This is a genomic window from Dyella marensis (assembly GCF_900112865.1).
GTDB classification, from domain to species: domain Bacteria; phylum Pseudomonadota; class Gammaproteobacteria; order Xanthomonadales; family Rhodanobacteraceae; genus Dyella_D; species Dyella_D marensis_A.
Genome location: NZ_FONH01000022.1, coordinates 11,573 through 35,610, shown reverse-complemented (window position 1 = coordinate 35,610; position 24,038 = coordinate 11,573). Strand labels below are relative to the sequence as shown.

The following is a 24,038-nucleotide window of genomic DNA, read 5'->3' as shown; positions in this document are numbered from 1 at the left end:
GGTGGTCGATGCGGGGGGCGGCCACATCGGCGATCCAGTCAGCGGCGCAGCCTACGGCTACGTGGTGACTGGCCCAGAAACCTATCGGCTATGCGCCGATTTCGATGTGCCATCCGAGTCGGAGGATAGGGGGCATGAGGGTTACATCCCTCCGTCTAGCGAGCAACGCTGGCACCATCCACCTGGAAGGCATTGTTTTGACATGGATAGAAAGTCCGTCGGGACACCTACGTTCTGAATTTGGTGCGCCGACAAGAAAGGCTTGGTTCCGGGGCTAACCAGCGAGCTTTGCGCCATTCATTGCTACCCGACATGTCTGCTTCCGATCCGGAACGGGCATCGCCGCCGATAAGATCGATACTTCAAAGGAAGGGGATATGGGGTTTCCGCTGCAATCGAAGAACCTTCGTCGCCTGAATCAGGTGAGGTCCATTCTGTACATTCTGATGGTCGTGATTGGCTTTGTGGTCTTGGGTATTAGCTTGTTGAGGGACCGCTAGGGCGACGTCGGGCTTGGATAGCTTGCTGTCCATGGACAAGCCAATGACGAGGCTCACTTTCGACCCAGAGTGGCCGTCGCCAGGCATGCCGTATTGTTCAATTCTGGAGAGGGAATGCTTCCGTACTTGCCGTTGATACTGGGGGCCTTGGCATGGTCAGCAGGCGGAAGCGTGATCTTTGCGAGGCTGGCGAAGCGGAACGGCCGTCGCTGGCCGATGCTTCCTCCGCTGTCTAGCCTCTCCATGTTGAGCCTTTCAGAAACACTGCTACTGACAGCCTTCTTGCTGATGGCATTCGGCGGTTTTGCGCTGACCGTGGTTCTGACAACACCATGAGCTTACGTCTGTTGCCGCGTACACACATGTCGTCATCGAGACATCTGGGGATACTGGAGCGCCTTAGACGAAGAATGTCCGCGTCCGGCTGAAGTCGCAACCCAAAAGCAGACATCAAAGAGCGAATGAACGCAGAAGGTCATAGATGAACCTAACTGCAGCCATGACGTTGGGTTTCACGGCGATCGTCAGTCGCTGGTACTTGATGCTATTAGCAGGGAAGGCCTGGAGCCGATGGGCGGCTGACGGACATCCGCCTGCGCACCAACGAAACTCGCCATCGTGGACAGGCTGCCATCGACGACTGCCCCTCCGTGACAAAAGTGCCTTGACACGAAGAAATCCCCTCTGGAAGCTGCGCTATCGCCATGGGAGGCTTACGTATGCTGCGCAGGTATCCGCTTGGGTCGCTCGCCACTACGCTGTCGTTATGGCTGGTGTGCATCGCGTTTTCGCCTCTCAGTCTCGCCGCCTCGCCGAAAGCTGGTGACATCGTGGTCCAGACTGGTGTCGCAAAGGCCGCGGATGGAACCTCCGTTCCGTATGAAGTAGGCACGCTCTACGTGCCGGAAAATCGTCAATCGCCAACCAGCCGGCTCATTGGCGTAGGCTTCGCGCGTTTGAAGGCGAAGACGCCTACCGGTGCGCCCCCGGTGTTCTGGCTTCCCGGTGGTCCTGGCCTGAGCGTGCTGGATGCATTGGACAGCCAGGATCCGTCCGCCCGTGCGCGACTGGCCTCATGGCTGACCTATGCCAGCGTCGGCGACCTGGTCGTGATCGAGCAGCGCGGCTATACCGTGCGCGGCGAGAAGCTTGAGATCACGGCCCCTGCCCAGCCGCTGGACCGCCCAAGCAGCACCGAAGCGGACATCGCGAACATGGTCGCCCTGGCAAAGGCTGCGGTGGCCGCAAACCCGGGCAAGGATCTCGCCGGCTACACCATCGCGGCCTGCGCCGAGGACGTGAACGATTTGCGGCGCGCGCTGGGCTACGACCGCATCAGCCTGTTCGGCGGCAGCTTCGGTTCCCAGTGGAGCTTCGCGGTGATGCGCCTGCATCCGGAGATCGTGGCGCGCGCCGTACTGTCCGCAGTCGAGCCGCTGGACTTCGGCTATGACATGCCCTCGCAGGTGTTCGCCTCCATGCAGCGGATCGCCTTCGATGCAGACAAGGACGCCGGGTTGGCGCCGTATCTCCCCAAAGGCGGCCTGATGGAGGCGATCCGCACGCTGGAACAGCGTTTGGCCAAGGCGCCCGTGCGGGTGGAAGTAAGCGGTGCGGATGGTAGCCGGCAATCCGTTGTGCTCGGGCTGTTGGACTTCCAGGGAGCGCTGCTGGAGGAAGCCAGCGACGCGGAAAACTGGCCGGCCTTCGTCCTGTCGCAGTATTACGGCCACCACGAGGAGTGGGCGCGCGAAGCCATCGAAAACCGCAAGTCGCAACCCGTCAAGCTGATCGGTCCGCTGATCGATACCAGCCTGGGCGCAACGCCCCAGCGCGAATACCTGCTGCGCAACGATGCCGGTGTCGCCATGCTGGGCACCTATGGCTTCGCCAGCTACATGGCTTCGGCGAAGGACTGGCCCACGCCGGACATGGGCGATGCGTTCCGCGCGTTCGCGCGCAGCGATATTCCCGTGTTGCTGGTGCATGGCGATTGGGACACCTCCACGCCCATCGAAAACATGCTGACGCAACTGGCGTACTTTCCCCGTGGCCACGGCGTCGTGGTGCATCGAGGCGGCCACGACGGCACGTTCTACCAGTTGCGCAATGAGCCTGCGGCCAAGAATGCGGTGTATGCGTTTCTTCGGACGGGCGATTTGGATGGCCTGCCGTCGGAAATCACTTTGCCTGCGCCGACATTCAAAGTCCCGGCATTTCCAGCCCCAGCGCGGATCGATGCTCGTCGCAGTGCCGATCATGCGGTTGATGGTGCGCATCTTTGATTGGGATCCGTGGGCTGGCCGGTGGTGTCGAGCTGAAAGAGGCGTCGCTCGTTCTTCATTCGCCAACGGGTGTCGATGAAACGCTGAAGCGAGGCAGGAGTTACTGGCAGTGAAGGTTTGATGGAGGTTGGCCTCCGAACCGAAGCGGACGCTTGCTCTCGAACATGGCGTTCGACGTCAGGTGGAAATCCATTTCCGAACCAAAGCAGACATCGCGCCCTTTAGATTTCCCACATGGAGACTTGGCATGAGCTGGATCGACCGGCTGAAATCGTCGCTTGGAGCTAAGGACGGGAAAGTCGCGCACAAGACCATGGATACCGGCTCGATCCGCTATTCGATGCCGACGATTGCCGCCGACGACATAGCCTTCGTTGTTCCCACAGAGGCCGCATTCCAGGGGGCGCCGCAGTTTCATGAAGATGAGTGGTGTCAGATTGAATTCTTGCCGGCGGGTGCCCTGGACGAACTTCAAACCACCCTCGCCGCGTACAAGGTCTTTGAACAAGCCCATCGGCTGCAGCATGGCTGGTCCGAAATATTTGTCCGCAAGCTGGAAAGAACCCCGCTTATCGAGGGGGCCGACGCTGTCCGCAAACTGGCCGATTTGTTCGGGACCACGCCGATCAACTCACCTATCCTGACGACGACGTCTCGGCCGCTTGGGCAAGTCGATGGCGGTTTTGCCTTGAGGCCGTCGTCTGATGTGCTGCTCTACGGTTTGGCGGATGAGCGCGGCATCCCGGCGCTTGGAGCTATGGTCGATGGAGACGACATGCAGCTGTCGCAGGTTTTCTCGCAACTGCATTCCTCTTTCAGGCTCATCCTGGTCGACTGGCGACAGCAGCTTGCGCTTTGCTCGGTCGAAGCCGACGGCAACTTTGGCGTCTGGAGGCCATGAGCCATAAGTCTGCTTTGCATCCAGAATGAACACTGAGAATGTTGTCTACGCAGCAAGGAACGGGCCGGACGTCTCGGCCACCGGTCAATGAAGGAATGCCTGATGAGTGCTGGAGATGCCGTACCTGACGGTGGAAATGTGGGCGTCGAGAAGGGATACCGCGCCTTTGTTCCGATGCTCATGTTTATTTGCTTGAGCGTTTTGGCCCTGGTTACGTGCGTGCAGAGGATTTCGGACACATTTCTGTTCTCGGCCGACTTTACGGTCGAAGACTCGTATCGAGTCTGTCAGCAACCGCTCAACAACCGCTGCGTCACTCACTATCGCATTAAGAGATTGGATGGAAGTACGGGCGACTTCGTTCCGTTCGGAGACCAGTTTGGCGAGGGGATGCTCGACCCCGATGTTCACGTAGCGAAGCGGCAATACAGCTTCTCTTACGAGATCGACGGCATGGGCAGGCGGTGGCCGTATCTATGGACACACATCCTGGCCTTTTTGGCAGGAACTGCTGGCGTAGTCTTATGGTTCCGACTCAAGGGCCCTTGCTATCTGGCTGCCTGGTGGAGAAGGGAGACTTGATTGCGGCGTGAAGTGCCCGACCCATAGCGGACGGTCGAACTTTAGGTGGCTCGGGGAGATAAGACGCGAGAATTACGGTCGACCCGGTTATCGGCGAGTACGCCTTCATCCCCTCATAGACCGCAACCCCACTTACACCCCCAACACCTTCCTGTACTGCGGCACCAACATATGCGCCGACTTGGCCATGCGCACGAACGCTGGCCAACGCACGACACCCACACCGGGAAGGTGGACGACGCCATGGCGGCTGCCCAGCGTCACGGCCATTTTCGGATTGCCCGTCTGCGGCTCGTACGCCTTGAGCTTGCGCGCTCCGCTGGATTGAGCCAGTACGGCACCTATGTTGTGCGTAGCAACTTTGACGTGGCCGTTGATATGCCAGGCCATCTTGTTCTCATCCAGATCGGTGATGTCACCCAGCGCGAACACGTTGGCGTGGCCGACGACCTGCAGCTCGGGCGTCACGCGGATGCGGCCGCCTGCGTTCAGCACGGAAGAGAAATGTGCCTGCATGTAGCCGGTGTTCGGCTTGCCGCCGATGCACCAGATCAGCAGGTCGTAGGCGATGCTGCGGCCGGTGTGCGTAAGGGCTTCGCCGCTGGCGCCGAAGACGTCTGTGCTGCCGCTGCCGGCCTTGTCCAGGCGCTCGTTGGTCAGGATGGTTACGCCCCGCTCCCGCAGGAATCGGGCAGCGTGTTCCGCGGCCGCTTCCGACGTACCCGCCAGCAGGCGTGGGCCAGCTTCCAGCACGGTGAGGGTTTTCTGCGGATGGTTCTCGATGATCTCGCCAGCCACCTCGACACCGATAGGACCGCCGCCAACGATAAGAATGCGCTGCGACTCGGCGATACGGTCGCGGTAGCTCCGATAAAAAGCCTTGCGCTCATCGATCGACGAACCCTCGATGGCTCGCATCAGCGGATTGGAAAACACGCTGCCCGTCGCCAGCACGGTCACCTGGCCGCTGACCAGCTGCTCACGGCCGTCCTGCAAGCTGACGATGCCGCCATCGGCGCGTAGCTCGGTGAGCCTGCCGCGAAGGTGGCTGACGCCGGGCAAGGCGGCCTTGAAGGGAATGATCGCGCCGTCGGCAAACCCGGGTTGCACCAGGCTGCGCGGCGCCGACATCGGCACCTCGAAATATTCGTTGGGGTCGACCAGGGTGACCTGGTGCTTCGGCGACAAGGCCTTGGCCAACAGGGCGCCCGCCATGCCGCCGCCATAAATGACGACCTGTGAAACGGTGAGAGCGTTAGTCATGGAAAACATCCGGAAAGCGGGTGCGGATTGCCGGCCCTGTGGACTTCGGCATGTCACGTGTGAGTGGTGATTCGAAAGTTGGACAGCTGCACCGAAGTGCCGCTGCCTCAACGAAAGACGGGGATCGTTCCCGACTCGGTGCGCCGATCTCCGGCTTCCTGCAGCTTCCGCGCAAGCTCGGCGATGCGGCGCTCGCCGTTTGCCAACGCTTGCGCCGAGGTGTGGACCGAGTAATAGCCCAGATGCAACGGATGCGGGTGCGGCACGGCCGAACCCAGCACGAATACGGCATCCGTCGCGCCCGACGCTTCGAGCTCGATCGCTGCATCGCCGGATTCGAATACGACCATCTCGCCTGCTTCGATGCGGCCATCGGCCAGCAGCGATCCCTTGGCCAGCGCCAGCCATCCGACGGCGTGGCCCTTGGGCGGCTGGTAGGTCCAGCGCTCGCCGGCACGCAAGGTGACCAACAGATAGTTGATGCCTTCCGGCGCGGGAACCGGGCTGTGCACGCCAGCATGCTGGCCAACGATCACATGCGCGGGGCCGGCCTGGGGCATGTCCTTCGCCTCGATATAGCGGCTGACCGGTTCGCCGTTCTCCAGCTCGGCCGGCAGGGACAGCCAGAGCTGGAAGCCCTGAATGCGCGGCACCTCGTCCGGCGTCATTTCCTTGCCGTGCCACACGCCACCGCCGGCACGCATCCACTCGACGCCGCCGTAGCCGATGGTGCCGGTGCCATTCGCCGGGTCGTTGAAGCGCATGCGGCCTTCGGTGAAGACCGTGACAGTGGCGATGCCCGAGTGCGGATGCAGCGGCATCTCTTCCATCATCCGCAGCGTGGCGCCGCCGGCGCTGAAAATGTCGAGGAAGACGAAAGGCTTCAGCAGCTGCCCAAGGTCAGAGGGGCTCATCAAGCGCGTGATGGGGCCGCCCGAGTCATGGCCGCGCGTGCGGCGCGCGATGCGCCGCGGTGCCGTCGTGGATGCATTAGAAGTAGTCATGATGGTCGTACTCGCGGATGGCAGGGCGCGCCGCCGCAGCGGCGAAGTGGTCGTATGAAGGCCGATGCGGCATGCGCGCCCTGGATACGTTCGCTGCGTCAGGCGGCGAGCTTGGCCACGTCCGCCACGGCCGCATCGATGGCAGCGCTGCGGCTTTCCGGTCCGAACGCCAGGCCTTCGGCGCGGATAAAGCTGACGTCGGTGATACCGAGGAAACCGAAGAATCCACGCAGGTAGGTTTCCTGGTGATCCAGCGCAGCCATGGGCGAACCCTCGCCATACATGCCGCCGCGCGAGGAGGCCACGATCACCCGCTTGCCGCCGGCCAGTCCTTCGGCGCCGCTGGCCGTGTAGCGGAAGCTCTTGCCGGCGACGGCCAGCCGGTCCAGCCAGGCGCGCAGCTGCGTGGGCAGCGAGAAGTTGTACATGGGCGCGCCGACGACGATGACATCGGCGGCCAGGAAGTCGTCCAGCCACTGGGCGTTGCGGGCGGCATCCTGCCGCGTCGCGTCGTCCTGGGGCTCGACACCCTGGAACGCCATGAACTCGGCGGCGGACAGGTGGCCGGCCGGCTCAGCGGCAAGATCCTGATGAATGACCTCGGCGGCGGGTTCGGCCGCGAGCAGTTGCTTGACGATGGCGGCCGTCAGCTGGCGGCTCACCGACTGTTCGCCCAGGATGCTGGCGTCGATATGAAGAAGCTTCATGGCATGTCCTCGGTATAGAATTGTTACCAGGACTACCAATGTAACTATCATCAAAAACGTGCACAATACGGCACATCAGAGGTACCGAAGTATCATGGATGTGACTAATCACCCCCACGACCTCCAAACCACCGACTGTCAGAAGGTCAGCCAGGTGCTCGCCCGGATCGGCGAGAAGTGGAGCGTGCTGATCATCATGTTCCTCGCGGAGAAGCCCCGGCGCTTCAGCGAGATCAAGCGCGCCATCAATGGCATTTCGCAGCGCATGCTGACGCTGTGCCTGCGTGGCCTGGAGCGCGACGGGCTGGTCAAGCGGACGGTTTTCGCCGCGATGCCGCCGCATGTGCAGTACGAACTGACGCCACTGGGGATCTCGCTGACGACGCCGGTGGTCGCGCTTGGCAGCTGGGCGTTCGAGCACATGGCGGATATCGATGCGGCGAGAGCTGCGTTCGATGCGGAGAATTGAAGAGTCGCGCGTGGCTCTCCGCGCGGATCAGCGCTCGAATCGCTCGCGATACTCCGCGCGCACCGACTTGCAGTACGGCCCTCCCATCACGAATCGCCGGCACTCCCCCGGACGGCTTTCGTAGATACCGCAATTCATGCGGTTGCCGTTGAGGGCTACGCACCACCCCTCTTCATCGCGCTGCATGACGCGCATGCCATTCGCCAGGTGCGTCGTCAGGTGGGGAGGAACGTTGTCCTCCGGTTGCAGCACCACCGTAAGGCGGCAGCACACCGCGTCGCATGACGAGCATCGCGCTGCGTCGCTCACGAGGCGTCGCGCCGGAAGATCGCAGGCTGGTGCCGGCTTGAACGAGTCGCAGCGGTCTTGAGGGGAGAATCTTGGGTCACTTTTTTCCTTGAAGCGAGGCATCCAGGTCGCGGCTCGCGCGCATGACCAGTACCCCATGGGCCTTGTTGCCTCATCGGGTGTGGTCACAGCGACAGGTGAGCGTGCAAAGACCTTCGTGCTGCGTAGCCCTGGAGGGGCTCGCGGATACTAGACCGCCGCTTACTTCTGGCGCGGTCCGCGGCTGGAGGTCGGCATGTTGGGGGACTTGCCGGAGTGCGCGGGATCGCGCTTGAAATGAGCCGACTTGACGTACTTGGAGGCCCCGCTCCGCTCCGTGGTGTCCTTGGGTGCGGGCACGCTGGCGTAGGCCGAGTGGATATCGGCCACAGTAAAGGGCTTGGTGGGTTGGGTCATGGCGCTCTCTGAGCAGAAGGAATGGCCGGCATCGCGTGGCATGCCGGAATACAGATCGCCGAGCCAGAATGGCTACTCGGGGTTACCGGGCGATGTCTGCTTCTCGGAGAGCGGCTTGCTTCGCGCACGATCGGCGATGCAAGTATCTCTGACAGGCGGAGTAGCGCTTGCACCGCAGCATAGCTTATCGGCCATGTTGCCGTAGAACCGCTTGCCGCCGCCAAGCCTGCTACCCTGCGTCCGAAGCCGGGAGGCACTACGCATGAGTTCGCCAGCCAGGCCCGCCAGCACCGCAGCACACTGTTCCGCATGCCAGGCCGTCTGTTGCCGCCTCACGGTCGTGCTGCAGCCGGAAGAGCCCATGCCGGGGCATCTCACCGCCATCTCGCCCGAAGGCCTGCGTGTGATGAAGCATGCCGAAGACGGCTGGTGCGTGGCCCTGGACAGGACCCGCATGAATTGCGGCATCTATGAGAACCGGCCTTCCGAGTGCCGCCGGTTCGTGATGAACGGTCCGTATTGCAGGTCCATCCGCGCCGAGTTCTATGCCGCCGGCGCACGGCACGAGCCTTCCGCCCAGGTTTTACGGCCTTTCGACCCTGCCAGCGGGTAAAGTCGACCACCGATCCCTCACCACCACGGAACCATCCCTTGGCAAAGACCAACTATTCCTTCGAAAAACGCCAGCGCGAACTTGCCAAGAAGAAGAAGCAGGACAGCAAGCAGGCCAAGAAGATGGCGTCGCGCGACGAGGCCAAGCCTGAGCCCGCCAACGCAAAAACAGCGCCCGACGAACAGGCCTGAAAAGAAAAAGCCCGGCGCAAGGCCGGGCTTTTCTACGTACTGACTGGCAAAGGCGATCAGATCGCCTGCACCTGGTCGGCCTGCAGGCCCTTCTGGCCCTGGGTCACGACGAAGGACACCTTCTGGCCCTCGACCAGGCTCTTGAAGCCATTGGACTGGATGGCGCGGAAGTGCACGAACACGTCGTCACCGCCCTGGTCGCGGCTGATGAAGCCAAAACCCTTGGCGTCGTTGAACCACTTCACGGTACCGGTTTCTGCCTGGGACATCTTTTTTCTCCTTGGAACGAATAAAGCCGCATGGGGCGGCGGAAGAGCTGGTCGCAAGGAGGAAGGGGTACCACGGTGTAGTAAAGCTTCTATCTAACATCGGGCCACAATTCATGCTGACCCTTGAAACTCAGCCCGCGTACGATAGAGAGCATTGCGCCAAAGTGCAAATCGCGGGCGCCCGGCCCGTTCAGGACCGGCGCCGCTCAGGACCCCTTGCGGCCCTGCCGGCGGGCTCTCAGGCTGGGATTCCCTCCCGCTTGATGGCCGGAAACGGGATCCCCAGGGCCCGCATCTGCTCGTAGGGGTTCATGAACTCGCGGCCCTGCTTGATCCTGCCGTTTTCCATCAGGAACGAATGGATGAAGTGGTTGCGGTAGATGCCCGGCGGGTAGCCGGGGAACAGGATCTGGCCCTCGCCGTCGCATTCGACCCAGAAACGGTTCGGGTCCTGGGTTTCGAAGATCTCCACGTTGAGCCATTGCCAGTCGGGGAAGCATTGGAGCGACCAGGCGCCGTGGGCTTTCAGGGCGTCGTGGCCGTGGGCGGCGATCGGGCCGCCGGTGTCGTTGGTCCACAGGCCGCCGGAGCCGTCTTCGGTGAACAGCTGGTAGCGGGTGAGGCGAGATTCGCCGCGGCGGCTGAAGTAGTCCTCGATGACGCGGCGGTGGAGGATGCGCAGTTCGTGGTCAGTGGTGAAGGGTGGAGCCTGGTTGGTGTGGGGCATGGGACCTCCTCTCATCAATGCATCTACTTCCGAAAAAGAATCCTTCTCCCTCCGGGAGAAGGTGCCGGCAGGCGGATGAGGGTCCGGGCGAAGCGGTGCACGCCGCCCTTGCGCTCCGCCCGCACCCTCACCCCAACCCCTCTCCCGGAGGGAGAGGGGCTCTATTGAGCCTTCCAGCGCAGCAGCTCCCCGCGTGCCACCACCGTGGCCGAACCGGAGACCTCGATCGGCCCGATCGCATCGATCGACCCTTGGACCGTCGCCCGCATCAGCGAAGGCCGGCCCATCTCGACGCCCTGCAGAATGTCGATGCCGGTGCCGAAGCGCAGCAGCCCGTGGCGGATCAGGTGCAATGCCAAGGGCCCCGCCGCGGAGCCGGTCGCCGCATCTTCGGCAACGCCATAGGCGGGCGAGAACATCCGCATCCGCCAATGCCGCCCTTCGCCGGCGAAGCAGTTGACCGCCACGTCGGGCAGCGTCGCCAGCACCCGCAGGTCCGGCTTCACCGCCGACAGCGCCGCGATCGTCGGCAGGCCGACGAATACATGCCGGGGCCCGTTGCGATACACCTCGACCGGCAAGGTCGAGCGTTCGAGGCCGAGCCCGTCGATCAGCACCTCGGCATGCTCGTACGGCGACCAGGTCGGCACCGGCTGCCGCATCGAGGCCGCGCGCACCACGCCTTCGCGGTCGCGCTCCAGCTCGAACGGGATCGTCCCCATCGCCGTCGCCATGCGCAGCGTGCCGCGGTGCCCGCGCTGGCCCAGCACGATGGCCGTGCCCAGCGTCGGATGCCCGGCAAACGGCAGCTCGTTGACCGGCGTGAAGATGCGCACGTGCACGTCGGCATCGGCCGGCGGAGGAAACACGAACGTGGTCTCCGACAGGTTGAGTTCCCGCGCGATCCGCTGCATGTCCTGCGCTTCCAGGCCCTGCGCATCGAAAAACACGGCGACCGGATTCCCTTCCAGCGGGTTCTCGGTGAACACATCCGCCACGGCATAAGGCATCGCTTTCAAGGCTGCAGCCTCCGCCACTGCCAGCCCTGCCCGGCGCGGTCGTAGCGCAGGCGCTGGTGCAGGCGATCCGCTGCGGCGTGCCAGAACTCGATGTTCTCCGGATAGATGGCGTAGCCGACCCAGCCATCGGGCCGCGGCAGGCCCAGCGAGGCGGCCAGCAGCGCATTCGCTTCGTCGCGCAGCGCGGCCTCGTCGTCCAGCGCGGCGCTCTGCCGCGACACGAACGACATCGCATTGGTGGTGAGCGGCCGCCGGCCCCACAGCGCATCGGAGACCTCGGCCGACACCAGCCGCGTGGGACCGGCCACCGTGATCTGCTGCTTGGTCTCGCGCCAATACAGCACGCCGGAGGACCAATGCGTCTCGTCGATCTCGCGTCCCTTCTGGCTATGCCGGTGCGTGGTGAAGATCAGCGCATCCGGCCGCACCTCGATCACGTGCACCATGCGCGCCGACGAGCGACCCTGCGCGTCGGCCGTGGCCAGCGCCATCGCGCCGCACTCCGGCACGCCCAGCTCGCGCGCCTCGTCGAACCAGGCACGGATGGCGCCCATCGGATCGGCCGGCGGCGCACCGAAGAGGCTCGACTCGCGCACCGCCACCGTGGCGACTTCATACTCGGCCATGGCTCACGGCCCTCCCTGCGGAAAGCCGACCGGCGCATGGCCCGGCGCCGGCGCGCCGATGCCGAACCATGCTGTCGGCAGCCCTTGGTCGATCAGCGCCTCGACATCGAAACTGGAGCGCCAGGTCGGCGGATAGCCGATCAGCTCGGTCGCGCGATTGGGCGGCAGCGACTGGCTCATCGCCTCGTGGTGTTCCCACAGCACCACCGCGCCCCACAGGTTGTTGGCCGGATCGGACATCCAGAATTTCATCCGCATGCCGGCGATCGTCTCCCACGGCGCGACACCTTCGCCGTGCAGATAGCTGCGCAGCGATTCGATCGTCTGCGCCGAGCGTTCGAGATTCCACCAACTAATCGTAGCGATCATGACGAGAGCACTCTCTTGACGTTGGACGCGATGATGTCCACGCCGCGCCGCGTCAGCAGCGATTCGGCGTGGAACTGGATGGAGGCGAAGCGGTCGCCGCGCAGGGCGTGCACTTCGTTGGATGCCAGGTCACGGCTGACCTCGACATGGCCAGTGCCGTTGACGGTGATCGCGCTCGCCTCGCACTTGGCCACGAACGAGTTGTAGAAGCCGACCCACTCGCGGCTGCCGAACAGGTCGATCTCGCGCTGCACGCCCTGGTTCGGCTCGGCGCGCGGCACCAGGTCCAGGCCCAGCTCCAGGCACAGGATCTGGTGGCTGAGGCACACCGCGAGGAAAGCCTTGCGGCGCGCGAGCAGCTCGCTCATCGCCTGGCGCAGGCTGGCCACCCGCCGGTCGCGGTGGTCGCGCGGATCGCCGGGCCCGGGCCCCAGCACCGCGACATCGCAGTCGCTGTCGAACAGATCCGGATCCGTGCAGCTCTTGATCGTCACCTCGAGCCCGATGGCCTCCAGCTGCTGGGCCAGCATCGCGGTGAACGCATCTTCGGCATCGATGATCAGCGCCCGTCGCCCGCGCAGCGACGGGTCGACGCAGATCCGCTTGCTGCTGTCGGTCAACCAGAAGTTGGCCACGTCACTGTTGCGCCTGCCCAGCGCCGCCTGCACCGCCGGCACGCCGGCGAAGCTCCGCGTGGCCTGCACGCCGAGCGCCGCCAGCAAGGCCCTGGCCTTGGCGCGTGTCTCCTCCGCTTCGGCATGCGGCTGCGAATGCCGCACGATGGTCGAGCCGACGCCGATCTTCATCGCGCCATCGGCCGCGATCTCCGCGGTACGGATCAGGATGGCGGAGTCGAGCCGTTCGCCGCCCGCGGCGTCGTTGCCGATCAGGGCGATGACACCGGCATAGAAACCGCGCCCCTCGCGCTCCTGCCGCGCGATCACCCGGCAGGCGTTCTCGATCGGGCTGCCGGTCACCGTCGGCGCGAACAATGTCTGCCGCAGCACGATGCGCGCCTCGGCCTGGGTGCGTCCCTCGATGTAGTACTCGGTATGCGCCAGCCGCGACATCTCTCGCAGGTACGGCCCGCGCACGGTGCCGCCGGCGGGGCAGAAGTGCGCCATCATCTTGAGCTCTTCGTCGACCACCATGTAGAGCTCGTCGACTTCCTTCTCGTTGGTGAGGAAGTCCAGCACGCCGTCGAGGGTGGGCCCGGTCGACGGATAGCGATAGGTGCCGCTGATGGGGTTCATGGTGGCGACGCCGTCCTCGACGCTGACATGCCGCTCCGGGCTGGCGCCGATAAAGCTGCGCTGGCCGGTATGCACCAGGAAGGTCCAGTAGGCACCGGATTCCTGCACGGCCAGGCGGCGGAAGCCAGCCAACGCCGTGGTCAGCGAGTAGTCGTGCAGCCGCGCCCGATAGGTCCGCTTCAGCACGAAGTTCGCCCCTTCGCCGCTGCCGATCTCGTCGGCGATGACGCGGCGGACGGCCTCCTCGTAGGCTTCGTCCTCCATGTCGAACGCACCTTCGCAGAGGTGCAGCGCGGCCTCGGGCAAGCTGGCGAGTACATCGTCCAGCACGTGCGTCTCGCGCTCCTGGATCTCGATCGCGCACAGCCGCTCGCCGTCGTCGATGCAGGCGAAGCCACGCTCGCGCAGCTGCGCATAGGGGATGAGCACCAGCACGCCTTCCCCGGCACTGCCGGTATCCGGCAGGTCGACGAAGGACTCGCACCGGCGCGCCTTGCCGGCGAAGACCTCCAGCAGGCGCGGGCCGCTGCCGTGATCGCGCACGATCAGCGCAAAGGCGGCGTCCTGCAGCTGGCCGCTGACGATCCGCTCGAGCAGGCTCATTGCACGATCTCCGCGGTGGTGAGGACCACGGCGCAGCAGCGCGCCGCGTGCTCCAGCGCCATCAGGTGCCGCTCCAGCGAGAAGTCGGCGGTGGCGTCGGCCACGACGAAGGTCTCGATGTCGTGCGAGAACGATTCCAGTGCGGTGGTCAGGATGCCGATATGCGCATAGACGCCGCCGATGACCAGCTGGTCGCGCCCGTGCGCACGCATGCGCGCCTGCAGATCGGAGCGCCAGAACGCGCTGTAGCGCCACTTCTTGAACACCCAGTCACGGTCTTCCGGCGCAAGCTCCTCGATCACGGCGCGATCCTCCGGCGCCACCTGCATGCCATCGCCCCAGAAGTCGCGCAGCAGGCCGCGCTCGTCGCGGCTCATGCCGCCCGGCTGCGCCGTATAGGCCACCTGCATGTCGTGGTCGAGCGCGTAGTCGCGGATGGCGCGCAGGTTGTCGATCAGCGGCGCATCCAGCCCGGCCTCGCGCAACGGCCGCAGGAAATAGCGCTGCATGTCGTGGATCAGGAACACCGCGCGCGCCGGATCGATGGTCCAGCGCGGGATGTTCCGCGGCAGCTGCCCGGACGCGGGCAGGGTATAGGCGCTGATCGCGGGAATCCCGGTCATGGCGTGTGCAAACCTCAAGTGGATGGGATGGGCCGGTTCAGATGACAGCGACGGGCCGGGGGCCGGCAGCGGCGCGCCCGGTCACTTTCGGCGCCGCGCGGGCGACCTTGGTGATCAGCATCGCCAGCTCCATTGCCTGCTCGTAGTTGAGGCGCGGATCGACCGTGGTCTTGTAGGCACGCGACAGATCCTGCTCCTGCAGGCTGCGCGCACCGCCGAGACATTCGGTGACATCCTCGCCGGTCATTTCCAGGTGCACGCCGCCAAGCCGCGTGCCCTCGGCGCCATGGATCTGGAACGCGGCTTCGAGCTCGGAGCGGATATTGTCGAAGTGCCGGGTCTTGATGCCGGTCGGCGTGGTCTCGGTATTGCCGTGCATCGGGTCGACCACCCACAGCACATGCCGGCCGGCGCGGCGCACCGCGGCGAGCAAGGGCGGCAGCGCTTCAGCGATGTGCTTGCAACCCATGCGGGTGATCAGCGTCATGCGGCCCGGCTCTTCGTGCGGGTTGAGCACTTCGATCAGGCGCAGCAGATCCGCCGGCCTGGTCGAAGGACCCACCTTCATTGCGACGGGATTCTGCAGGCCGCGGAAGTACTCGATATGCGCGCCGTCGATGTCGCTGGTGCGCATGCCGATCCACGGCAGATGCGTGGAGAGATTGAACCAGCCGCGGCGATGCGGCACGCGGCGCGTCACCGCCTCTTCGAACGGCAGCAGCAAGGCCTCGTGCGAGGTGTAGAACCCGGCGCTGACGCGCTCGGTGCCGACCTGTCCGCCCAGCGTATGCAGGAACCGCCACGAGTTGGCGATCTCCTCGACTTCCCTGCGGTACTCGATCGCACGCGGCGACTGGTCGATCCAGTCGAGCTGCCAGTACTCCGGATGGCGCAGATCGCCGAAGCCGCCTTCGAACAGCGCGCGCGTGAAATTGAGCGTCAGCGCGGAGAACGCATAGGCCTGGAACATCCGCTCGGGATCCGGCCGGCGCGCCGCCGCATCGAACGCAGCCGCATTGACGATATCGCCGCGGAAGCTCGGCAGCGTCTCGCCGCCCACGGTTTCCCGGTCGCTCGAACGCGGCTTGGCGTACTGCCCCGCGAAGCGGCCCACGCGGATCACCGGCTGCTTGAGTCCATGGCCGAGGATCAGGCTCATCTGGAACAGCACCTTCAGGCGATTGACGATGGTGTCCGCATCGCAGTCGCCGAAGCTCTCCGCGCAATCGCCGCCGTGCAGGAGAAAACGGCGCCCTTCCTGCGCATCCGCCAAGGCGCGCTTGAGTTCCTGGATCTCGCCGGAGGTTACCAGCGGCGGAAGCTTGCCAATCCGGCGCGCGACGTTTTCCAACTGCGCGCGATCGTCATAGCACGGCTGCTGCTGCGCCTCGCGCAAACGCCATGAAGCCGGCGTCCAGCTTCCGTTCTCGCGCATGCTGCCTTGTGGACTGTTCATCTCACCGACCTCCGTGTTCGACGGGCATGGACTTGCGGCGTGGTGAAGCCTTGCATCAGCGAGCGGGCAAGCTAACAAAACCCATCCGCGCAAAGAACCGTAGAAAACCCGTAACCGCAGCGGCGCCATGTGCATTACGTTGCGCCCGCCAGCTGTCGCAGCTGGCTCACGCCATCGCCCATTCAAAACAAGGAGCGCCACATGTCCACGCAAGCCGAAGCCGTGCGCGACGAACACGCTGTCGCCGAGGTTCCGCCGCATTACCAGCTGCTGCAGATGATCACCGGATACTGGTTGACGCAGTCCATCTACGTCGCCGCCAAGCTCGGCATCGCGGACCTCGTCGCCGACGGCCCGCGGCATGTCGATGAACTGGCGCGCGCCTCGGGCAGCCAGCCGGACCTGCTCAACCGTGTGTTGCGCGCGCTGTGCAGCGTCGGCATCTTCACCACGCACGGCAAGGACAGCTACGGCCTGACGCCGCTGGCCGACCTGCTGCGCTCGGACCTGCCCAACAGCATGCGACCGCAGGCGATCATGCACGGCGAAGAGCAGTACCGCGCCTGGTCCGATGTGCTGCACAACGTCAAGACCGGCGAGATCGCCTTCGAGAAGGAATTCGGCAAGACCTACTTCGGCTACCTGGCCGAGCATCCGGAAGCGGACCGCGTCTTCAACGAAGCGCAGGCCGGCTACACCAAGGAAGTGGCCGGTGCCGTGGTCGACGCCTACGACTTCACCCCGTTCGGCACGGTGATCGATGTCGGCGCCGGCTACGGCCCGATGCTGCTGAAGCTGCTGGCCCGCTATCCGCACCTGCGCGGCATCCTGTTCGACCAGCCGCATGTGGCGGAGGCGGCGAAGGCGCGCATCCAGGCGGCGGGGCTCGGCGGCCGTTGTCTTGCCGAGGGTGGCGATTTCTTCGTCTCCGTGCCGTCCGGCGGCGATGCCTACATCCTGTCGCTGCTGCTGCACGACTGGGACGAGGAGCGCAGCGTGACAATCCTGAAAAACATCCGCCGCGGCATCGCGCCGAACGGCCGCCTGCTGGTGGTCGAGCTGGTGCTGCCGGAAGGTGAGGCGCCGTTCTTCGGCAAGTGGCTGGACCTGCACATGGCGGTGCTGCTCGGTGCGCGCGAGCGTACGGCCAACGAGTTCCGCGAGCTGTTCGCCGCGTCCGGCTTCAAGCTGCAGCGGATCGTCCCGACGTCCACCGGCATGAGCATCGTCGAAGCGGTGCCGGTCTGATCGCTCCTTCGCAACTCACAGGCGATGTCGTCGTGCCGTCAACGCGCCGGTGCAGTGATTGCGCCGGACAAATTCGGCGACACGACGAGTCCGTAGAAATTACCGATGTGCTTCGCGCCACCGATCGCTACCGTCGCTGACGCCCGGCATCGAACGACCTGCCGGGCTCCCTCGCTGCATCCAACCGTTCCTCAAGGAATCCATCATGAGCAAGAAGCAAGCCGTCATTCGCGCCGACGAGACCGTCACCTTCATCAGCGTCTTCGACGTGGAGCCGGAGAAGCAGCAGCAGCTGATCGACGTGCTGAACGAAGGCGCCGAGAAGGTGATCAGCAAGCGCCCGGGCTTCATCTCCGCCAGCATCCTGGCCAGCAAGGACGGCACCCGCGTCGTCAACTACGCGCAGTGGAAGTCGCTGGACGACGTCAAGGCCACCCGCGAAGACCCCAACGCGGCGCCGTTCGCCAAGCGCATGGCGGAACTGGCCAAGGCCACGCCGAACGTGTTCACCGTGTCGTCCATCCACACGGCCTGACCGCGCTGCCGGCGGACACCGAAGCGCCGTCCTGCTTCGGTGTCCGCCGGACCGGTGCGCCGCCTCCCGCCCCTTGCCATCGAAGAGAGTCCGCATGAACTCATCCGGGTATCAACCGAGGATCCTCATCGCCGGGGCGGGCATCGGCGGCCTCGCCTGTGCGCTGGCCCTGCACGCGAATGGCTTTCGCAACGTGGTGCTGCTGGAATCCGCGCCGGCCATCGAGCGCGTCGGGGTCGGCATCAATGTGCAACCGGCGGCGGTGGCGGAACTCAGCCTGGTCGGGCTGGGCGAGGACTTCGAGCGCAGCGGCATCCGCACGAGCGCCATCGCCTACCTCGACGAGGCCGGGCGGCAACATCGCAGCGAGCCGCGCGGTACCGCGGCGGGGCATCGCTTCCCGCAGTACTCGCTGCATCGCGGCGACCTGCAGGCGATGCTGTTGTATGCGGTAAGGGACCGCCTCGGTCCGGAAAGCGTGATCGGCGGAGCACGCGTGATCGCGTTTCACGACTGGGGCAGCGGCGTGACGGTGCGGCTGGCGTCCGCGCTGAGCACTGGGGTCGAAGAGATCTCCGGCGACATCCTGATCGGCGCGGATGGCATCCATTCGAACGTGCGCCGGCAGCTGCACCCGGGCGCCATGGATGTGCGCTCCGGCGGCCTGCAGATGTTCCGCGGAGTGACGGAGCTGCCGTCCTTCTTCGATGGCGAAACCATGATCGTCGCTAACGACCCAAGCAAGCGACGGCTGATCGCCTATCCCATCTCGGCGCGGCATGCCCGGCAAGGCCGCGCGCTGGTCAACTGGGTCTGCATGATTCCCGACGAGCTGCTGCCGCCGTCGCCGAGCACGGCATCGCTCGAACCTGCTTCGCCGCGCGAGATTCGTGCCCAGTACGCCGGCTGGAGCATGGGCGCGTTCGACCTGCAGGCGCTGCTGGCCGGCAGCGCCAAGGTGATGCGGCAGACCATGGTGGATCGCCCGCCCCTGCCATGGTGGGGCCAGGGCCGGGTGACCCTGCTCGGCGATGCCGCGCATCTGATGTATCCGGTCGGTGCGCACGGCGGTTCGCAGGCCATCGTCGACGGCTTCGTGCTGGCGGAAACGCTGGCCGCCAGTGCCAGCCTGGTCGACGCCTTGCGCGACTACGAGACCCGTCGCCAACCGGCCACCGGCAACATCGCCCAGGCCAATCGCGACCGCGATGCCGCGGAACGGTCGCTGGCGTCGACGGCGGGCGCCGACAAGGCCGCGGAAATCGAGCGCATCACGCGCACCTACAACGCAGTTGCCGAGCAGTCCTCTCGCAGCGGCTAGGCAACCCTCTCCCGTGCTGCACGCAAGGCCAAAGCCTTTTCCAAGGAGGTAGTGTCGTGGACATTCGTCAGAAATCTGCAGTGGACGCCATCGTGATCGGCGCCGGCATTGCCGGCATCTATGCGCTGCACAAGCTGCGCAATGAATTGAAGCTGGAGGTGCGCGGCTTCGAGAAGGGCGCGGGCGTAGGCGGCACCTGGTTCTGGAACCGCTATCCCGGCGCCCGCTCGGATACGGAAAGCTACGTCTATCGCTATTCGTTCGACCCGGAAACGTTCGAGGGCTGGCCGTGGACGCAGAAGTATGCGTCGCAGGAGCAGATGCTCGCCTATTTGAATGCCGTGGTGGACCGGCACGGATTGCGCCCGTCGATCCAGTTCGATACGCGGGTCACCGCGGCGACGTTCGACGAGCAGCGCGGCGTGTGGTCCGTGCAGACCAGTGACGGTGCCGTGGTGGAAGCGCGTTACCTGATTGCCTCCGTCGGCGTGCTGTCGAAGTTGAACGCGCCGGCCATCGCGGGGATCGATCGTTTCGAAGGACGCCAGGTGCACACGGGTGCGTGGCCGCACGACCTGTCGCTGGAGGGCAAGAAGGTCGGCGTGATCGGGACGGGCTCGACCGGCGTCCAGTTCATTCCCGCCGCCGCGGCCGTCGCCAGTCGCCTGACCGTGTTCCAGCGCTCCGCGCAGTATTGCGTGCCGGCGGGCAGCGATCAGGTACCGGCGGAATTCATCCAGGATTACCGCGCGAACTTCGACGGCTACTGGGATCGCCTGCGCCAGACGCGGATCGCCTGCGGTTTCGCCGAGGCCGCGATCCCCGCCATGTCTGTCTCCGCCGAGGAACGCCACCGCGTGTTCGAGGAGCATTGGCAGGCCGGCAACGGCTTCCGCTTCATGTTCGGGACGTTCTGCGATATCGCCATCGATCCGGCTGCCAACGAAGCGGCCTGCGATTTCATCCGCGGCAAGATCGCCGGCATCGTCAAGGACCCGGCGACGGCGGCCAGGCTTTCGCCGACGCAGGCCTATGCCAAGCGCCCGGTCTGCGCCGACGGCTACTACGAGACCTTCAATCGCCCGAATGTCGCGCTGGTCGACCTGAAGGCCAATCCCATCGTCGAGGCGACCGCACGCGGCGTCCGTACCGCGGACGGACGGGAGCATGAACTCGATGTGCTGGTCTACGCCACCGGCTTCGAGTGCGTCGAAGGCAGTTATCGCGAGATGGCCATCCGCGGCCGCGACGGCGCCCTGCTGGTCGATCATTGGGGCTCGCGCCCGTGCAGCTATCTCGGCATCAGCGTGCATGGCTTCCCCAACCTGTTCATGGTGCTGGGGCCGAACAGCGTGTTCAGCAACCTGGCGCCGGCGATCGAGACGCAGGTGGACTGGATCGCCCACCTGATCGATCGCTCCGAACAGCTCGGCCAGGTCGTCATCGATACGGACTCGGCGGCGGAACAGGACTGGACCGGCCAGTGCGAACAGATGGCGGCCTACACGCTGTTCCCGCAGGTGAAGTCGTGGATCTTCGGCGCCAATATCGACGGCCGGCCGAACCGTGTGCTGTTCTTCTTCGGCGGGCTGGCGGCTTATCGGGAACGTCTGGCCGAGATCGCGGCCAACGGGTATGCCGGTTATGCGTTCGCGCCCGCCGAGGCGACTATCCTGGCCGCGTCGAACGATGCGGTGCTGTCGCCTTCGCCCTGGCTGGCCTGATCGTTCCCTAGCCGCACGGCAGACCTCGAAGGCCATCGCGACCGTGCGTCGCGATGGCCTTTTTCTTTGCGCGTAGCTTGCGCGGCAGCGCCCCGATCGACGCATGCCGGCGAGCGCTGCGCGAGCTGGATCGATTCGAATCCGGAACGATGAAGTCGATCACTTCGTTACACGCCACTTTCACACCGCCATTAGTCATAGTCGCCCAATTCATTAGCGGCCCAAGCCGTTATTCACTGGTAAACGCGCGCTCGTGAAGAGTGCGTCGAGGAGAAGGCTGCACGCGTATAAAAATCAGGCGGGCGCTTATTTTTGCAACAAGGCAACGGTTAATCGCGTCACGAAACCGAAACTGGTTTCGTGTTTACTTCCGGATCCCAACCGTGGCGTAAATACATCGATGTCCGTACTCGCGATTGCGCACGGCAGTCCGCGGGCAAACGGCTTCGCGCAAAGCTCGGGCGGCCGCGTGCTGGTGCATTTGGCCGTAATACAAATGACAGATAGGCGCAGGCTTTCCTGACGCGTATAACCGCTGCGCCATGAAAAGGAAGATCACGACCGGCAGGTATTTTATTCCGAATAAAATGCAGGCCGCGGCGATTATCTAATTACGCCATCGATACGGAAGGAGCCACCCATGCCGCAGGCCATCAGCAGCAATTTAGCGTCCATTATCGACCAGATCCCGGGCGCATGCGGCTGCAAGGACGAGCAGTCGACGTTCCTTCATGCGAACCAGGAGTTCAAGGCCATTGCCGGCCTGCGTCCGGAAGACTCCATCGCGGGGCTGACCGATTTCGACCTGCCGGGCGAAATGGCGGTGCATGCGCAGACTTTCCGCGAGCAGGACCAGTATGTCCTGCAGCGCAAGACCGCGATGACCACCTTCAACGTGTATCGGATGAAGTGCGCGCGGATCAACGCCTTCCTGGTGACCAAGAAACCGTTCCTGGACCAGGAGACGCAGACCAGCGGCGTGCTGTTCCACCTGACCGACATGTCCGCCCTCAACACCGGCCTGCTCGGCCCGTACCGCAGCAACGCCCCGCGCATCTTCAACGACCTGAGCCATCCCGGCGGGGTGAGCTATGTGATCGCCGGCGGCGACACGGACCTGGACATCACGCGGCGCGAGTACGAAGTCCTGTTCTACATGCTCCGCGGTGCCACCGCGAAACGCATCGGCGATTTCCTGTCGATCTCCTCGCGCACCGTCGAGCAGTACGTGACCTTCCTCAAGGAGAAGTTCAACGTGGTCACCAAGCAGGACCTGATCGAGAAGGCGATCCAGCTGGGGTATTACTACGTGATGCCGGAGTCGGTGTTTCGCACGGTGACACGCCCTGCGACCGTGCATTATCCACGGCACGAATCCATCGGCAGTCTTCATGCATTGCGGGGCGGCGACGCGGGCGATTCCCGGCGTGCATCGCGGCAGGGCTAGCCGCCTTTCAGCCAGCGGAAGGCCTGCCTGATCAACGAACCTGCCCGATCCGGATACCACACGAAGGTGCCCACGCTACGCCCCGGCATCGCGTATTCGAATCGCGTCTGCCCCTCGGCCACCGAAATGGTGCGCGGCGTGGCGTGCGTGTTGACCACGATCAGCACCAGCGTCCCGTTGGCCTCGTTGAGGAACGCCACATTGGCAAAGCCCTTCTCGGCGTCGGTGTCGGTGGACTTCACCCGCACGGCGCCGGGCGGGACGAAGCGGCTGAAGTGCGCCAGTGCGTAGTATTCGTCGTTGCGCGTTACCGCGCCGGTTCTGGAATCGATCGTCACCACGCCCTTGCACAGGTCGCAACCGCCGAAATGCGGCCCGTGGGCTTCGTCCAGCGCCAGGTTCCAATAGATCACGCCGCGCGCCCATTGCTTGGTGCCCAGCACCAGCAGGTTGCGCGTGAACCAGATCAGCTCGCCGTTGACGCTGGAGGCCCAGTCGCCGCCGGAGCACTCGGTGAGATAGACGTCCTTCTGCGGAAACGCGCGATGCACCTCGCCCTGCGCGTACTGGCTGCCCTCATAGCAATGCCAGGCCACGCCGTCGATGTAGCGCGCCGCATCGGGATTGCCCAGCACCGCCAGCGGCTGCTCGGGATGGCTCCAGTTATGGTCCCACTCCAGGATGTGCGTGCGCGGCTTGCGGCTGGCCAGCTTCGGGCCCAGGTACTGTGCGATGACCCGCGCGCGCGTCTGTGCGTCCATCTCCATGCCCGGATAAGTGACCGGCGTGAAGCCGGGTTCGTTCTGCAGGGTGAGGGCGAAGATCGGGATGCCGAAGCCGCGGAAGGCGTCGAGATATCGGACCAGATAATCCGCATAGGTGCTCTCGTACTGCTCCAGCAGCTCGCCACCGATCAGGTTCTCGCTGGTCTTCATCCATGCCGGCGCACTCCACGACGAAGCGACGATCAGCAGGCCGGGATTGACGGCCAGCGCCTCGCGCACGGCCGGGATCACTTCCTGCTGCAGGTTCGGCGTGACATTGAAATGCGCCAGGCCCGGATCGGTCGCACCAAATGGCACATCGTCGAGCGTATAGGGCTGCAAGGAGAAATCGGATGCGCCGATGGTCAGGCGCAGCATGTTGAAATTGAGATTGGGCGGCGGCCCGAACAGCTCGTGCATCAGCGCCGCGCGCTGCAGCACGCTGAGCTTGTTCTGCAGCAGCCACGCCGACGCATCCGTCATCGCGGCGCCGAAGCCGGCCATGACCTGGTAGGTGGTCTTGCTGTCGATGATGATGTCCGCGTCCTGCTGCTCGCGGAAACTCATCGCGATATCGGGCTGCTGCTTCAGCTGCAGCCGGCGGTCCTCGGTGCTCAGCCAGAGCTCGACGGCCGGCATGACCGGGCGCGCCGACGTGACCACCCTGGACCTTACCGGCGCCTGCTCGAAGCGCGGAATGTACAGCGCACCCAGGCTGAGCAGGGCGATCAAAGCGATGAAGACGGCGGCCATCAACCGGCCGGATTCCGATCCCCGCTCATCCATGGTGCGTGA

Annotated in this window: 25 protein-coding genes; 11 read left to right on the top strand and 14 right to left on the bottom strand. The window is 64.6% G+C overall.

The features are described from left to right. The first annotated feature begins 1,219 nt into the window (after nt 1-1,219). The 3 genes from BM172_RS19390 to BM172_RS19380 all read left to right on the top strand — a co-directional run bounded on the left by BM172_RS19390 (nt 1,220) and on the right by BM172_RS19380 (nt 4,268). Nucleotides 1,220-2,785 carry an alpha/beta hydrolase gene (locus BM172_RS19390; protein ID WP_051548545.1) on the top strand — a complete coding sequence of 522 codons (1,566 nt, stop codon included), beginning with the start codon at nt 1,220-1,222 and terminating at the stop codon, nt 2,783-2,785. Nucleotides 2,786-3,032: 247 nt separating this feature from the next. Further along, nucleotides 3,033-3,686, top strand: a complete 654-nt coding sequence (locus BM172_RS19385; protein ID WP_026634855.1) for a hypothetical protein — start codon at nt 3,033-3,035, stop codon at nt 3,684-3,686. A 102-nt stretch (nt 3,687-3,788) separates the two neighbouring features. Next, nucleotides 3,789-4,268: a hypothetical protein gene (locus BM172_RS19380; protein WP_143096557.1), complete on the top strand. Its 480-nt coding sequence runs from the start codon at nt 3,789-3,791 to the stop codon at nt 4,266-4,268. Between the two features lie 132 nt (nt 4,269-4,400). Here BM172_RS19380 and BM172_RS19375 read toward each other — a convergent pair whose 3' ends face one another. The 3 genes from BM172_RS19375 to BM172_RS19365 all read right to left on the bottom strand — a co-directional run bounded on the left by BM172_RS19375 (nt 4,401) and on the right by BM172_RS19365 (nt 7,242). Beyond that, a complete protein-coding gene (locus BM172_RS19375) occupies nt 4,401-5,540 on the bottom strand; it encodes an NAD(P)/FAD-dependent oxidoreductase (protein WP_218154630.1) in 1,140 nt (379 codons plus the stop codon). Between the two features lie 98 nt (nt 5,541-5,638). Further along, complete coding sequence (locus BM172_RS19370; RefSeq protein ID WP_245778727.1) at nt 5,639-6,445, bottom strand: pirin family protein; 807 nt, start codon at nt 6,443-6,445, stop codon at nt 5,639-5,641. A gap of 188 nt (nt 6,446-6,633) precedes the next feature. Further along, nucleotides 6,634-7,242, bottom strand: coding sequence for an FMN-dependent NADH-azoreductase (locus BM172_RS19365; RefSeq protein WP_026634851.1), 609 nt, complete (start codon nt 7,240-7,242; stop codon nt 6,634-6,636). A gap of 94 nt (nt 7,243-7,336) precedes the next feature. Here BM172_RS19365 and BM172_RS19360 point away from each other — a divergent pair, with 94 nt between their 5' ends. Further along, complete coding sequence (locus BM172_RS19360) at nt 7,337-7,711, top strand: winged helix-turn-helix transcriptional regulator (protein WP_026634850.1); 375 nt, start codon at nt 7,337-7,339, stop codon at nt 7,709-7,711. A 27-nt stretch (nt 7,712-7,738) separates the two neighbouring features. Here BM172_RS19360 and BM172_RS19355 read toward each other — a convergent pair whose 3' ends face one another. Next, nucleotides 7,739-8,020: a YkgJ family cysteine cluster protein gene (locus BM172_RS19355; protein WP_231504179.1), complete on the bottom strand. Its 282-nt coding sequence runs from the start codon at nt 8,018-8,020 to the stop codon at nt 7,739-7,741. A 240-nt stretch (nt 8,021-8,260) separates the two neighbouring features. Then, nucleotides 8,261-8,455, bottom strand: coding sequence for a hypothetical protein (locus BM172_RS19350; RefSeq protein ID WP_026634849.1), 195 nt, complete (start codon nt 8,453-8,455; stop codon nt 8,261-8,263). Nucleotides 8,456-8,717: 262 nt separating this feature from the next. On the opposite strand from BM172_RS19350, the gene BM172_RS19345 reads away from it, so the two are divergent. Both BM172_RS19345 and BM172_RS22595 read left to right on the top strand, forming a co-directional pair. Further along, complete coding sequence (locus BM172_RS19345; protein ID WP_051548543.1) at nt 8,718-9,068, top strand: YkgJ family cysteine cluster protein; 351 nt, start codon at nt 8,718-8,720, stop codon at nt 9,066-9,068. A gap of 38 nt (nt 9,069-9,106) precedes the next feature. Further along, entirely contained in the window at nt 9,107-9,259 is a 153-nt protein-coding gene (locus BM172_RS22595) for a hypothetical protein (RefSeq protein ID WP_177218843.1), read from the top strand. 56 nt (nt 9,260-9,315) lie between these two features. Here BM172_RS22595 and BM172_RS19340 read toward each other — a convergent pair whose 3' ends face one another. The 8 genes from BM172_RS19340 to BM172_RS19305 all read right to left on the bottom strand — a co-directional run bounded on the left by BM172_RS19340 (nt 9,316) and on the right by BM172_RS19305 (nt 16,204). Next, a complete protein-coding gene (locus tag BM172_RS19340; protein ID WP_026634848.1) occupies nt 9,316-9,528 on the bottom strand; it encodes a cold-shock protein in 213 nt (70 codons plus the stop codon). Between the two features lie 238 nt (nt 9,529-9,766). Beyond that, nucleotides 9,767-10,255 (bottom strand): PhzA/PhzB family protein, encoded by a 489-nt coding sequence (locus tag BM172_RS19335; protein ID WP_026634847.1) that lies wholly within the window; start codon nt 10,253-10,255, stop codon nt 9,767-9,769. 161 nt (nt 10,256-10,416) lie between these two features. Further along, nucleotides 10,417-11,265, bottom strand: a complete 849-nt coding sequence (locus BM172_RS19330; protein ID WP_026634846.1) for a PhzF family phenazine biosynthesis protein — start codon at nt 11,263-11,265, stop codon at nt 10,417-10,419. Nucleotides 11,266-11,270: 5 nt separating this feature from the next. Then, the gene (locus tag BM172_RS19325) at nt 11,271-11,900 is read right to left on the bottom strand and encodes a pyridoxal 5'-phosphate synthase (RefSeq protein ID WP_051548541.1); all 630 of its coding nucleotides are present in this window, start codon (nt 11,898-11,900) and stop codon (nt 11,271-11,273) included. A 3-nt stretch (nt 11,901-11,903) separates the two neighbouring features. Beyond that, complete coding sequence (locus BM172_RS19320; protein ID WP_177218842.1) at nt 11,904-12,269, bottom strand: hypothetical protein; 366 nt, start codon at nt 12,267-12,269, stop codon at nt 11,904-11,906. After that, the gene (locus BM172_RS19315) at nt 12,266-14,125 is read right to left on the bottom strand and encodes an anthranilate synthase family protein (RefSeq protein WP_026634844.1); all 1,860 of its coding nucleotides are present in this window, start codon (nt 14,123-14,125) and stop codon (nt 12,266-12,268) included. Before BM172_RS19315 ends, BM172_RS19320 begins: the two co-directional genes overlap by 4 nt. Beyond that, complete coding sequence (locus tag BM172_RS19310) at nt 14,122-14,748, bottom strand: isochorismatase family protein (protein WP_026634843.1); 627 nt, start codon at nt 14,746-14,748, stop codon at nt 14,122-14,124. Before BM172_RS19310 ends, BM172_RS19315 begins: the two co-directional genes overlap by 4 nt. Nucleotides 14,749-14,785: 37 nt before the next feature. Continuing rightward, the gene (locus BM172_RS19305; protein ID WP_051548539.1) at nt 14,786-16,204 is read right to left on the bottom strand and encodes a class II 3-deoxy-7-phosphoheptulonate synthase; all 1,419 of its coding nucleotides are present in this window, start codon (nt 16,202-16,204) and stop codon (nt 14,786-14,788) included. Nucleotides 16,205-16,405: 201 nt separating this feature from the next. Here BM172_RS19305 and BM172_RS19300 point away from each other — a divergent pair, with 201 nt between their 5' ends. The 5 genes from BM172_RS19300 to BM172_RS19280 all read left to right on the top strand — a co-directional run bounded on the left by BM172_RS19300 (nt 16,406) and on the right by BM172_RS19280 (nt 22,479). Then, nucleotides 16,406-17,452 (top strand): methyltransferase, encoded by a 1,047-nt coding sequence (locus BM172_RS19300; RefSeq protein WP_051548536.1) that lies wholly within the window; start codon nt 16,406-16,408, stop codon nt 17,450-17,452. Between the two features lie 205 nt (nt 17,453-17,657). Further along, nucleotides 17,658-17,987, top strand: coding sequence for an antibiotic biosynthesis monooxygenase family protein (locus BM172_RS19295; RefSeq protein WP_035323086.1), 330 nt, complete (start codon nt 17,658-17,660; stop codon nt 17,985-17,987). A gap of 94 nt (nt 17,988-18,081) precedes the next feature. After that, nucleotides 18,082-19,308: an FAD-dependent monooxygenase gene (locus tag BM172_RS19290; RefSeq protein ID WP_026634840.1), complete on the top strand. Its 1,227-nt coding sequence runs from the start codon at nt 18,082-18,084 to the stop codon at nt 19,306-19,308. A 56-nt stretch (nt 19,309-19,364) separates the two neighbouring features. Then, entirely contained in the window at nt 19,365-21,032 is a 1,668-nt protein-coding gene (locus BM172_RS19285) for a flavin-containing monooxygenase (protein WP_051548534.1), read from the top strand. A gap of 640 nt (nt 21,033-21,672) precedes the next feature. Then, nucleotides 21,673-22,479, top strand: coding sequence for a PAS and helix-turn-helix domain-containing protein (locus BM172_RS19280; RefSeq protein ID WP_026634839.1), 807 nt, complete (start codon nt 21,673-21,675; stop codon nt 22,477-22,479). Here the strand turns inward: BM172_RS19280 and BM172_RS19275 are convergent. Then, nucleotides 22,476-23,996, bottom strand: coding sequence for a glycoside hydrolase family 30 protein (locus BM172_RS19275; protein WP_231504178.1), 1,521 nt, complete (start codon nt 23,994-23,996; stop codon nt 22,476-22,478). The two genes, BM172_RS19280 and BM172_RS19275, sit on opposite strands and share 4 nt — an antisense overlap. Between the last annotated feature and the right edge of the window lie 42 nt (nt 23,997-24,038).

Bases quoted from the DNA above. Each gene is read 5' to 3' on its own strand.
- BM172_RS19275 (WP_231504178.1), bottom strand. From the start codon at position 23,996: ATGGCCGCCGTCTTCATCGCTTTGATCGCCCTGCTCAGCCTGGGTGCG.
- BM172_RS19330 (WP_026634846.1), bottom strand. From the start codon at position 11,265: ATGCCTTATGCCGTGGCGGATGTGTTCACCGAGAACCCGCTGGAAGGG.
- BM172_RS19360 (WP_026634850.1), top strand. From the start codon at position 7,337: ATGGATGTGACTAATCACCCCCACGACCTCCAAACCACCGACTGTCAG.
- BM172_RS19280 (WP_026634839.1), top strand. From the start codon at position 21,673: ATGCCGCAGGCCATCAGCAGCAATTTAGCGTCCATTATCGACCAGATC.
- BM172_RS19335 (WP_026634847.1), bottom strand. From the start codon at position 10,255: ATGCCCCACACCAACCAGGCTCCACCCTTCACCACTGACCACGAACTG.
- BM172_RS19310 (WP_026634843.1), bottom strand. From the start codon at position 14,748: ATGACCGGGATTCCCGCGATCAGCGCCTATACCCTGCCCGCGTCCGGG.
- BM172_RS19350 (WP_026634849.1), bottom strand. From the start codon at position 8,455: ATGACCCAACCCACCAAGCCCTTTACTGTGGCCGATATCCACTCGGCC.
- BM172_RS19375 (WP_218154630.1), bottom strand. From the start codon at position 5,540: ATGTTTTCCATGACTAACGCTCTCACCGTTTCACAGGTCGTCATTTAT.
- BM172_RS19320 (WP_177218842.1), bottom strand. From the start codon at position 12,269: ATGATCGCTACGATTAGTTGGTGGAATCTCGAACGCTCGGCGCAGACG.
- BM172_RS19340 (WP_026634848.1), bottom strand. From the start codon at position 9,528: ATGTCCCAGGCAGAAACCGGTACCGTGAAGTGGTTCAACGACGCCAAG.
- BM172_RS19365 (WP_026634851.1), bottom strand. From the start codon at position 7,242: ATGAAGCTTCTTCATATCGACGCCAGCATCCTGGGCGAACAGTCGGTG.
- BM172_RS19385 (WP_026634855.1), top strand. From the start codon at position 3,033: ATGAGCTGGATCGACCGGCTGAAATCGTCGCTTGGAGCTAAGGACGGG.
- BM172_RS19325 (WP_051548541.1), bottom strand. From the start codon at position 11,900: ATGGCCGAGTATGAAGTCGCCACGGTGGCGGTGCGCGAGTCGAGCCTC.
- BM172_RS19315 (WP_026634844.1), bottom strand. From the start codon at position 14,125: ATGAGCCTGCTCGAGCGGATCGTCAGCGGCCAGCTGCAGGACGCCGCC.
- BM172_RS19290 (WP_026634840.1), top strand. From the start codon at position 18,082: ATGAACTCATCCGGGTATCAACCGAGGATCCTCATCGCCGGGGCGGGC.
- BM172_RS19370 (WP_245778727.1), bottom strand. From the start codon at position 6,445: ATGAGCCCCTCTGACCTTGGGCAGCTGCTGAAGCCTTTCGTCTTCCTC.
- BM172_RS19300 (WP_051548536.1), top strand. From the start codon at position 16,406: ATGTCCACGCAAGCCGAAGCCGTGCGCGACGAACACGCTGTCGCCGAG.
- BM172_RS19390 (WP_051548545.1), top strand. From the start codon at position 1,220: ATGCTGCGCAGGTATCCGCTTGGGTCGCTCGCCACTACGCTGTCGTTA.
- BM172_RS19345 (WP_051548543.1), top strand. From the start codon at position 8,718: ATGAGTTCGCCAGCCAGGCCCGCCAGCACCGCAGCACACTGTTCCGCA.
- BM172_RS19295 (WP_035323086.1), top strand. From the start codon at position 17,658: ATGAGCAAGAAGCAAGCCGTCATTCGCGCCGACGAGACCGTCACCTTC.
- BM172_RS19380 (WP_143096557.1), top strand. From the start codon at position 3,789: ATGAGTGCTGGAGATGCCGTACCTGACGGTGGAAATGTGGGCGTCGAG.
- BM172_RS19305 (WP_051548539.1), bottom strand. From the start codon at position 16,204: ATGAACAGTCCACAAGGCAGCATGCGCGAGAACGGAAGCTGGACGCCG.